The 10,958-nt window shown below is 61.8% G+C and carries 6 protein-coding genes and 3 pseudogenes; 8 read left to right on the forward strand and 1 reads right to left on the reverse strand.

Annotation, left to right across the window (positions count from 1 at the left end; translation table 11 throughout):
• The first annotated feature begins 13 nt into the window (after positions 1–13).
• From D9X30_RS18495 to D9X30_RS18530, 8 genes and pseudogenes are all read left to right on the forward strand, one after another.
• Positions 14–232 carry a DUF2188 domain-containing protein gene (locus D9X30_RS18495; RefSeq protein ID WP_153950380.1) on the forward strand — a complete coding sequence of 73 codons (219 nt, stop codon included), beginning with the start codon at positions 14–16 and terminating at the stop codon, positions 230–232.
• 185 nt (positions 233–417) lie between these two features.
• Positions 418–1,328: pseudogene (gene ku / locus D9X30_RS18500) on the forward strand (non-homologous end joining protein Ku).
• Positions 1,329–1,389: 61 nt separating this feature from the next.
• Positions 1,390–2,121 carry a tetratricopeptide repeat protein gene (locus D9X30_RS18505; RefSeq protein ID WP_153950379.1) on the forward strand — a complete coding sequence of 244 codons (732 nt, stop codon included), beginning with the start codon at positions 1,390–1,392 and terminating at the stop codon, positions 2,119–2,121.
• Positions 2,122–2,130: 9 nt separating this feature from the next.
• Positions 2,131–4,614: a DNA ligase D gene (gene ligD / locus D9X30_RS18510; protein ID WP_153950378.1), complete on the forward strand. Its 2,484-nt coding sequence runs from the start codon at positions 2,131–2,133 to the stop codon at positions 4,612–4,614.
• Positions 4,615–5,296: 682 nt separating this feature from the next.
• The gene (locus D9X30_RS18515; protein ID WP_153950377.1) at positions 5,297–5,443 is read left to right on the forward strand and encodes a hypothetical protein; all 147 of its coding nucleotides are present in this window, start codon (positions 5,297–5,299) and stop codon (positions 5,441–5,443) included.
• A 712-nt stretch (positions 5,444–6,155) separates the two neighbouring features.
• Positions 6,156–6,860 (forward strand): translesion DNA synthesis-associated protein ImuA, encoded by a 705-nt coding sequence (imuA, locus tag D9X30_RS18520; protein ID WP_153950376.1) that lies wholly within the window; start codon positions 6,156–6,158, stop codon positions 6,858–6,860.
• The gene (locus D9X30_RS18525) at positions 6,787–8,250 is read left to right on the forward strand and encodes a Y-family DNA polymerase (protein ID WP_153950375.1); all 1,464 of its coding nucleotides are present in this window, start codon (positions 6,787–6,789) and stop codon (positions 8,248–8,250) included. The genes imuA and D9X30_RS18525 overlap by 74 nt, the downstream gene beginning before the upstream one ends.
• Positions 8,251–8,252: 2 nt before the next feature.
• Positions 8,253–9,425, forward strand: a pseudogene (locus D9X30_RS18530) (PHP domain-containing protein); the annotation flags it as partial.
• Here the strand turns inward: D9X30_RS18530 and D9X30_RS18535 are convergent.
• Positions 9,419–10,657, reverse strand: a pseudogene (locus D9X30_RS18535) (Tn3 family transposase); the annotation flags it as partial. The pseudogenes D9X30_RS18530 and D9X30_RS18535 sit on opposite strands and share 7 nt — an antisense overlap.
• Positions 10,658–10,958: the final 301 nt, after the last annotated feature.

The raw sequence follows: 10,958 nt of genomic DNA on the forward strand, positions 1-10,958 counted from the left end.
CAAGGAGACGATTATGGCCAACGATATCCACGTGGTTCCAGCGGGTGAGGGTTGGGCCGTAGAGGCAGCTGGAGGGGGCAAGCGCACGATGTTCGCTACTCAGGAAGAAGCCATTTCGGCAGGCACTGCACGGGCCAAGCAAGACAAGGTCGAGTTGCTTATCCACGGTCGCGACGGGCAGATTCGCGAGCGCAACTCTTTCGGGCACGACCCCCGCAACATCCCCGGCTAGCCGACCGACCACCGATTTACAATTGCCGGCAAGCAGTATTCCGGCGGCCCGCCCCCTCGGGGCGGGCTTTTTGAATGCTGTCGGCCCGACGCCGGTAGCTCGAAGCGTCTTCGGCCTACGGCATTCGAATCATGGGCGGTCTACGCTTTTTTGTATCCCTCTCCGTTTACGCCAGGGAGCCCACCATGGCCGCACGTTCCATTGCGTCGCTGTCGATCAGCTTCGGACTAGTTTCCATACCGGTAAAGGTCTTTTCCGCCACTGAGAGCAAGGCGGCGATCGGATTTAACCTGCTTCATAAGGGCTGCGGGTCCCGGCTACGACAGCAGTACATCTCATCTGCCAGCGTGAAGGCGTTGTGGTTGACCGTGCCGATATGGTGAAGGGATACGAGTTCGAAAAGGACCGGTATGTCATTTTCGAACCCGACGAACTCAAGGCACTGGAAGAAGCCACCCAGCACACCATCGACATTATTGCGTTCATGCCGCTGGCCGCCATCGATCCGGTCTATTACGACAAGGCCTACTACCTTGGTCCTGACAAGCGCGGCGGCAAGCCATACAGCCTTCTGTCAGAGGCCCTTCGAGCCACTGGCAAGTGCGCGCTGGCCAAGTGGAACTGGAAAGGCAAACAATACATGGTGCAAATCCGTGTTGGCGAGGACGGTCTAATCCTTCAGCAGCTGCTCTACGCCGACGAAGTTCGTTCGATGGCGGACCTGCATGTCGAGACCGTGGACGTCTCCAAAGCGGAGCTGTCGCTTGCCGAACAGCTCATCGAGCAAAATTCCGTCGAAGGTTACAACCCGACCGAATACAACGACGAAGAGAAGCAGCGGATTCTCGCGCAGATCGACAAGAAGATTGCGGGCGAAGCCATTACGGTGTCTCCCGAAACCACTGGAGCAGCGAGCGGCGCGGAGGTCATCGACCTGATGGAAGCCTTGCGGAAGAGCATCGGTTCGACCAAGGCAGCGCCTGCGGCCAAAGCTACGACAAAAGAGACTAAAGCTCCGGCGCGGCGCAGCGCGAAACGTGCGGAAGCCGTTACGCCCACCCCCGTACCAGCCAAGAAGACAAGGAAGCATGCGTGATGCGTTCCTACTCAATCCGTGAAGTCCTGGACATTGTCCGAATCCCCCGCGCAGTGCGGTGATGGGCCTCGTTGCAGCCGGTGTTGTCGCACCAGAGCGTGGCAAGCACGGGGAATACCGATTCGATTTTCGCGATCTGGTTGTGCTGCGCATGGCAGCTGCGCTCCGTAAATCTCATATCTCTGCCGGTCGGATCAAGGAGTCACTGCTTCGCACAAAGCAGATTGCCGCAGATGCCGCAGCCGCGTCGGTGCGCGCCGAAGGCAAGAACATCGTTGCGAGAGCGAATGGAGCGGAATGGCAAGCGGAAACGGGACAACTTCGCTTTCAGCTTGCGGAGCGCGAGGATAGTGGCGTTGTCCCCCGCCAGATCGATGATCGAAGCGAGGCGTACCGTCTGTACGGGAACGGGCGAAAGTTCGAGAGGCAAGAGCGTAACGTCGAGGCTGAGGCGGCGTATCGGAAGGCGCTCGCGCTCGATCCGATGTTGCACGCGGCCTGGGTGGACTTGAGCGCCCTGCTCTGCGACCACGGCAACTGTGGCGAGGCGCTTCGTATCCTGGCAGAGGCTCGAATCCGTTATCCGGACAGCACCGCCCTGCTCTTCAATCAAGCACTTGCCCTGGAAGATCTCGGCGATTGCATTGGAGCGCAGCACGCCTATCATGATTGCCTCCGGCTTGACCCGAAGAACGCCGATGCCCACTTCAACCTGGGGCGGCTTTACGACTGCGCCGGCCGGCAGCAGGAAGCGCTTAGGCATTACAACCAGTACCGCATCATCACGAGCTGATGCGACGGCATGGCATCGCGGACTCGATCCCTCGATCGCTACGACGCAAAGCGTGACTTCTCTATTACGCCGGAGCCTTCCGGCCGGACCAGGCGCTCCCGGCGCCCCAACAAGCCGCTCTCCTTTGTCATCCAAAAACACTGGGCCCGTCGACTGCATTACGACTTCCGGTTGGAGCTTGGCGGCGTGCTGCTCAGCTGGGCAGTGCCAAAGGGCCCAAGCTTCGATCCCGCCGAGAAGCGAATCGCAATCCACGTAGAAGACCATCCACTGGATTACGCCACATTCGAGGGCGACATACCACACGGCCAATATGGCGCAGGCTCGGTCATCGTGTGGGACCGCGGAACATGGGAACCAGTCGGCGACCCGAGGCAAGGAATGCTCGACGGCAAAGTGCTGTTGGACCTCCACGGCCATAAGCTCACGGGTCGGTGGGAACTGGTCCGTATCGCAAAGCCCGGCGACCGGTCGGAACAGTGGATACTCTTCAAGAAGCGGGACGCCTGGGCAAGGCCGCTCGACGAGTTCGACGTGCTGACAGCCATGCCGGACAGCGTCTCAGGCGAGCCCGAGCCGAGCGGTCCATCGGAGGCTCCCCGAGGCGATACCGACACGACTCAATCAGTGGAGGCCGCGCCGCGAGCAAAGCTGCCCGCAAAACTGGCGCCGCAGCTGGCAACGCTTTCACCAACGGTTCCCATCGGCCCTGACTGGGTCATCGAGACGAAGTTCGACGGCTACCGACTGTTAGCGCGGCTCGAGAACGGCACTGTCAAACTGTTCACCCGCAACGGGCACGATTGGACGAGCAAGTTCAAACGGCTTGCCCGCGACCTTGCTACCCTCGATGTCCGGGATGCGTGGCTCGACGGAGAGATCGTCGTACTGCGTAATGACCTTCCCGACTTCAACGCATTACAGAACACGATTTCGGCGCACCGAAACGACGAGATCGTCTATTTCCTTTTCGACATCCCGTATTGGAACGGCCGTGACCTGCGCCAGTTGCGGCTTGACACCCGGCGTGCGCATTTGGCAACAGTACTCGCCGACTGCCCAGAGAGCCTTCGCTACAGCGACGCGTTCGACGCGCCGGCGCCGCAGTTGTTTAAGGCGGCATGCGATCTGCATCTCGAAGGGCTCATGTTCAAGCGCGCCGATGCACCATACGTCTCGGCTCGCACACCGACCTGGCTCAAGGCGAAGTGCAAGCTACGGCAAGAGTTTGTTGTAGGAGGGTTCTCCGGACGAGGCGGCGGTGGCAATGAGGTCGGAAAACTGTATCTCGGGGTATACGACGGGCCATCTCTGCGTTACGTCGGTGGCGTCGGTACCGGCTGGGACAGCGCAACGGCCGCCGACCTACGGCAACGCCTCCTAGCTGACGAGGTGGATGCGATGCCGTTCGATGTCTACACCAAGGCGAAACGGTGGGGCCGCGGCAGTGAAGGTCCAGTCCATTGGGTGAAGCCAACGCTCGTCGTCGAAGTCGAGTTCTCCGAATGGACGCCTGAGGGGCATGTCCGTCATGCCTCGTTCAAGGGAGTGCGAGCCGATAAGCCGCCGAAGGAAATCCGAAGAGAGGCAATCCAGACGGCCGTGTCGCCGCAGGGCGCAACGTCTGTCAAGGTCACGAACCCCGGGCGAGTCATCGACGACACCACGGGGATCACGAAACTGGAGTTGGTTCGTTACTACGAGAGCATCGCAGATCGGATGCTTCCGCACCTAGAGGACCGGCCCCTGTCCCTCGTGCGCGCTCCGGAAGGCATCGCGAAGCCGCAGTTCTTCCAGAAGCACGCTGAGACTCGCATTCCCGGGCTCACCGAGTTGCCGGCATCGCTCTGGCCGGGACATGGCGCGCTGCTGGCCGCCAACTCTGTCGAGGCCATCGTTGCTGCCGCACAGATGAACGTCGTCGAGTTTCACACCTGGAATTCCGTGGCACGCCGCATCGATACGCCTGACCGCTTCATTCTGGATCTGGATCCCGGCGAAGGCGTCGCTTGGCAAACCATGCAGGAGGCCGCACTGCTCGTGAAGACGCTTCTGGACGAGCTGGGCCTTCGTTCCTGGCTGAAGACCAGCGGCGGGAAAGGCCTGCACGTCGTCGTGCCGCTTACTGGTCGACAGGATTATGAGACCGTCAAAGATTTCTCTCGCGCTGTCGTGCAGCATGTGGCGTCGGTCCTGCCCCAGCGCTTCAGCGCAAAATCCGGCCCCGCCAATCGAAAGGGCAAGATCTTCGTCGACTATCTGCGTAACGGCCACGCGCAAACGACGGCCGCGGCTTTCTCTGCGAGGGCCCGCCCGGGCATGGGGGTGTCGATTCCTGTCTCGTGGGATGCGTTGCAGGATCTCAAGAGCGGTGCGAACTGGAACATTCGGAACGCCCGAGAGTACCTGAGCTTTGAGCGCGAAGACCCCTGGATTGACTACTGGTCAACCAAGCAATCGCTGGCTAAGCCGATCAAGAAATTGGGTCGATGATCTATCGTTTGCAACGGCGACCGGGACAGCCGCTTCGGATAGCGTCCAGCGCTGCGCTGCGCCTCAAAGCCGATCCTGGTGGCCAAATGATGTCACGCGTCAGGCTCGGTAGGAGGCTAGCTTCGATAGATTGAGCCCTTGCTTGTGCAAATAGACGGTGGGCCGTCGAGGTACGAGTGCCGATCCATCGCAGGACGCCATAGCAAATTTACAAGAAACACAAAGTTCGTCATCGCACAGAACGGCTGCCAATGCCGCGAGATCTTCAGGGGATACCAAACAATTGGGTGGGAGGGCGATATGGTACGAATGTCAAGTTCGGGAATCCTCAAGGAAGCCGGCTTCTTGGTCGAGCCAGCAACGCTCGTAGCGAAGGGTGAGCAAGTTTGGCATTCGCTCCAACCATCTGCGGTGGCTCCCGACATTATCGATCGCATTAAAAGGACGCGCATTAGGGACATCTTCCCGGTGTCGGGGACGACGCCATTTGGCGAGCAAATCCTGCGCGCCAAAAGCGTGGTGTTTCATCCTAGTTCCGAACTCCAGTGGCACATACCCAATACCTCTGACACCGGAGATTTCGTCGCAATTGCGGCGGAGCGTCTCGTCATAAATGTTCCAAACGCTGCTACTGACCTCGCCAGGCTCACACTTTTGCCTCAAGTGAGGCGTGCAGACCTAAATGGCGCAGACGGTCGCCCTGGACAACCCGGATGGACGTCACCCCACGATGACGGCTCTGACGGAGGAGCGGGACAACCTGGTGAAAGCGGAAGACCGGGTGGCACATACGTTTATCCAGCAGTCTTTATTTTCTTTCAAACCATAACAATAAACACGGCCGTTTCAGCAGAGCTTCCGGTGCTCAGAATCGACGGTTCAGGCGTTTTGGGTGGCAACGGAGGCCGGGGTGGCCAGGGTGGAGCGGGTGGTCGAGGAGGGCGAGGCGTACCTGGAGAACGAGATTGCTTCTTGTTCGTTTGCGTCTGCAGCCACACGTCAGGCAATGGTGGCAACGGCGGACAAGGTGGCCCGGGGGGACGTGGTGGCGACGCCGGGGCTGGGGGAAACGGCGCCACCCTGCTGTTCGTTGGGCCGCAGAATCAATTCGCGTCCTTAGAGAAATTCGAGCCCTTTCTCAAGCCTGCTATTGCGGGCACCCCTGGCCAACCGGGCTCCCCCGGAGTGGGTGGTGGTCCCGGTGGCGCCGGATCAAAACCATGGGAGTGTGTTCAAGGCGGTCTGAATGGAGTCGCAGGGCCCGGCCCTGATTTCCCTGATTTTGGACCGGGTTCGAAACGCTCCGATGGCGTACCGGGGGACGTTTTCGCCATAGTCCGTGACAACGGTGACCTGTTCTAGGACAAGGAATGGGTATCGCGGATGAAGCATTTTAAGGCTCTGCGGCCCGCCTGCGTGACCCTCCAATCGAAGGGCGCGTCACTCATCGCGCGTCAGACGTGTGATGTAGCCTTTGCATACTGAAATACCACTGGCAACACTGTATAAACATACAGTACACTGGTTCGACGGAGACCAACATGCTGACCGTCGAACCCGAAGCTATCCACCCTTCCCTATGGCGTGCCGCTCAACTGGCACGGGGTTCGTCACGCACCCTGCCCCCCGGCGACACTTCCCTCGCGGCGGAATTGCCGGGTGGAGGATGGCCTCTCGGTTCGCTGTTCGAGATGCTCGTGCAACAGCCCGGCATCGGGGAACTGAGCCTGTTGCGGCCTGCGTTGTTGCGGACGCCCAACCGGCCGATCGCGCTCATCGCTCCGCCGCATACGCCGCTAGTCCATGCCTTCTCCAACTGGGGTATCGCAACGGAGCGCCTCATGTGGATCCAGGCGCAGCGGACAGCCGATGTGCTCTGGGCTACCGAGCAACTGCTGCGCGCCGGCACCTGTAGCGCAGTGCTCCTTTGGCAGCAGCACGTGAGGAACGACGCGCTGCGCCGGCTTAACCTCGCCGCGCAGTCTGGAGAAGCGTTCTTCTGTCTGGTGCGGCCTTTGGCCTGTGCCCGCGACGCCTCACCCGCTCCGCTACGTATCGCTGTGGCGCCGGCAGATGGGGGTGTCGAACTCACCTTTGTTAAGCGCCGCGGCCCGCAACGAGACACGCCGCTATTTGTACCGATTTCCCCGTCGCCGATCCTGATTCATCGCCATGCCGTACCTGTGGATCTGCCTACGCCTGCCACGCCTGTCCCTCGAAGTCTTCCGGCCGAACTGGTCCACTGACGTGGCTGTGGCCGTCTTGGAGAAGGAACGCGTGTACGCCGCAACACCGCTTGCAGCTGCCGCCGGGGTACGCACAAACATGCGGCGCGGCGGCGTGCAAACCATTGCGCCTCACACACTCCTTCTGGAACGGTCGCCTGCCAAAGAAGCCGAGGCACTGCGGCGTGTCGCCATTGGGTTGTTGCAGTTCTCGCCCAATGTCATTGAAGGCGAGGAGGAGTCGGTCCTCATCGAGGTCTCGACAAGCCTCCGGCTGTTCGGCGGCTTGCGGCGACTTCGCTCGCGCATTCGGGCCACGGCGCGGACGATGGGCTTTTCGGCCGATATCGGCTGCGCACGCACTGCCCAAGCCGCTTGGCTCCATGCGCGGGCCGGCGGCGGTGCGTCGCTGAAAATCGAGCGTTTCGCTAGGCGTTTGGACCGCCTGTCCGTAGCCCTGCTTCCCTCCGCACGGCCCATCGAGGAATGGCTCGACAACCTCGGTTGCCGCACGCTCGGCCAGTTGCGGCGCTTGCCACGCGCCGGTCTGCAGCGGCGTTGCGGCAAGGCAATCAATGAAGCCTTGGACTGCGCCTTGGGCGAGGCGCCCGAAGTCTTTGGCTGGCTGGAAGCGCCGCCGACCTTCTCCGCGCGAGTGGAACTCCCTGATCGGATTGAGCATGCTGAGGCAACGCTTGTCTATGGCCAAGGTCTCATCGCGCAGCTGGTGGGCTGGCTCGTCTCGCACTATCTCGCCGTCACCCGGCTTCATTTCGTACTGGAGCACGAGCGTGGTCGGGAAGCGATCCCGCCCACGACCATCGATATTGCCCTAGCTGAGCCAACATGGAGCGACGGCCATTTGGTGCGACTGCTTCGCGAGCGCCTGGCGAGGATCGAGATCGCGGCCCACATGATAGCCGTGCGACTGGAGGTGGACGACGTCCAGCCGCTTGCTCCTCCCAGTGAGACACTGTTCCCCGAGCCGGGTGGCACCTTGGAAGATCATGCGCGCGTCATGGAAGTCCTGACCGCGCGGCTCGGTGCGGAAAATATCTTGCGGCCCGAACCTGTGCCGGACTACCGACCGGAGGTGGCTAATACCTGGGTGGCCGCCGTTGGCAAGCCGCCCAAACCGATTCCGTTACCCCAAATGCCGCGGCCGACGTGGCTACTGGACAAGCCGATCGCGCTGCTGATGCGTGACCATCGCCCTTACTATGGGTCGCCGTTGCGCATCGTTTCGCCGCCCGAGCGTCTGGAATCGGGCTGGTGGGACGGCGAGTTACAAACGCGCGACTACTATGTGGCGCAAGGCGGCGACCATAGCTTTTACTGGATCTACCAGGAGCGTCTTGGCAGTCGCGACAGCGACGAGACGCGATGGTATCTGCACGGCCTATTCGGATAGTCATGTCCAGCCAGTTTTCGGGCGGCCTACTGCCCGAGTACGCCGAACTCCACTGCCTCTCCAATTTCACTTTCCTGGAAGGGGCTTCGCGCGCGGAAGAGCTGGTGGAGCGCGCCGCCGCCCTTGGCTATCGCGCCATCGCCATTACGGATGAGTGCTCGCTGGCCGGTATTGTGCGAGCCCATACGGAAGCGAAAACCCACGGCCTCAAGCTGGTTGTGGGCGCTTCTTTTCGTCTGGTTAACGCCGACGGCTCCCCTGCCCTCTCCATCGTCGTCCTGGCTCGCAACCGGGAGGGATACGGCAACCTGTGCGAGTTGATCACGCTGGCCAGAATGCGGGCGTCGAAAGGCGAGTATTGGCTCACCCCTCGCGACCTCGACGCGCCGCAAGCACCCTACTCCCACCTGCGCGGCATGCCGGACTGCCTGGTGCTCTTCACGCCGGAATATGCGGCGGCGCCGGAAGTACTCGAAGCCCAAGCCGCATGGGTATCGAAGACGTTTTCTGGCCGGGCCTGGATGACGCTGACCCTCCACTATCGGCCGTACGACGACATCCATCGCGCAGCCGTGCAGGCGGCGGCCGCGAACAACCACCTCCGGCTGGTGGCCGCTGGCAATGTCGCCATGCATGTCCGATCCCGCAAGCCGCTGCAGGACGTCATGACAGCCATCCGCATCGGCAAGCCGGTGCCGGCGTGCGGCTATGCGCTGTCTCCCAATGCAGAGCGGCATCTGCGCTCGCGCCTGCGGCTGGCCAACATCTATCCTCATCGCCTGCTGACCGAGTCACTCCACATCGCGAACTTGTGCCAGTTCTCGCTCGACGAGCTGCGCTACGAGTATCCGGAAGAAGTCGTGCCCGAAGGCGTGTCGCCGGCCGACTACCTGAAGCGGGAGACGTATATAGGCGCCCATCGCCGCTTCCCGAAGGGCATCCCTCATACGGTTCAGGCGCAGATCGAGCACGAGCTCGCTCTCGTACGTGAAATGGAGTATGAGCCCTACTTCCTCACGGTCTACGATCTAGTGCGATTTGCCCGATCCGAAAGCATCCTTTGCCAGGGTCGTGGGTCGGCTGCCAATTCGGCCGTGTGCTATTGCCTCGGCATTACAGAAGTCGATCCCGCGCGAGGCAACCTGCTGTTCGAGCGCTTCATTTCGAAGGAACGTTGCAGGGCGATCGCGCTGGCCGGGATCTCCCTGGCGATCGTCCGCTTGAGCACGGGTTCGCCGTCCTGGCCGATGGTGACGTGCTGGCGCTTGTCGGGAAAACTGGCATCCAGCGTACGAGCCGTGTCGGTCAGCCACTGGCGTAGATGCACCACGAAGTCCTGCGCGTTGGCCGGCATGTCCAGCTTGGCGCAGTATTCGGGCAGGCGCCGTTCGCATTCGCGCCAGGGCAGCAGGTGCGCACGGTAATCGGCAAAGGCATCCGACCCCACCACGCACAAGTCGCCGGAACGCAGCTCGTTGACCATATGCGAGAGCACGCAAAGTTCCAGGTAGCGCCGGTTGGTGGGGGCGCCCTGGTCGTGGGGGCGGCGCACCAGCTTGCGCCAACGTTCCGAGGCGAAGCTCACATCGACGCCGGCGGCGATCCATTCGCGATGCAGAGATTCATTGTCCAGCACCACCGCAAGTGCCGCCAGCAGCGTGCGCGACTGGCTGGTCGACTCCCATTCCAGCACCTGCGCCAGGCGCAGCATCACGGAGCGGTGCGCGCGGAAATGCCGCCACAGCAGCGGCAGGTAATTGTTACCGCTGAAGGCGCGTACCTCGGCGCAACTCTCGCGCAGCGGCTCCAAATCGCCGGACGGCGCGAGGAAGCGGCGCACCTGCCGGCCGATCAGCGCGTCGTCCTGGCCATCGGCGACGATATCGACCACGCCGTCGAGCAAGGTGACCAGCTTCTCCATCTGCGCGCGCTGACGGGACTGGATGCGCTCCATCTCATCGCGCGCCCGCTTGTGGATGGCGCCCATGCGACGGATGAACATCTCCGCGAGATCGTCGCGGGTGCGCACGCGCATATGGTTGAGCAAGGCGACGATCAGCGTGTAGCGCTTCTCAGGCTGGATCTCCCGTAGATTGGCCGCGTCCAGGCTCATGGCCTGGCTGGCCAGCGAGCGCAGCTTCGAGGCTGGCACGCCTGCGATTGCGCGAGAGAAATCGCCAAGACCGTCGAGTAAGGTCAGGTGTTCTATGAGTAGGCTGAGATGCTTGCGTGATGGACGGCGCGCGTGGCGCTTGATGTTGTTGTAGGCCGTCAGGCGGTTGGTGAATTCCCGGGTCAGAAGCCGGTCCAGCCGCTGCCGTTCTTCATCCGACAAGCGCCTTGCGACGCGTCGAAACAGCGCGGTCTGCGTGCGGGTGTGAATCTGCTCGGCAATGTTGTCTAGGGTAAATACTGTTCAGATACGAAGCACCGGCACTGGCTGATGCCGCAAATGGAGCGCTGCGCCGCGATGCCGAACATTGAAGTTGCTCATCTTGCGCTTGACGCCGCGCGGGTTCAGGCGCCCACGACTGCTCACGCAGCGCCCGCGCGCGATCTCGGCCAGCAGGGCCTCGCGCCAGGCAGGCAAACGCTCAGGGGGAAACGGCCGCAGCTTGCGGCATCTTGCGCTTGATCACGCGCACGGCGTGCATGAAGCTCAGGCGATCCGGATCGAGTTCGCGCGCCCAGGCCGCCTGCGCCATCAA

The sequence above is a fragment of the Cupriavidus sp. U2 genome, from assembly GCF_009663685.2.
Taxonomy (GTDB): domain Bacteria; phylum Pseudomonadota; class Gammaproteobacteria; order Burkholderiales; family Burkholderiaceae; genus Cupriavidus; species Cupriavidus necator_C.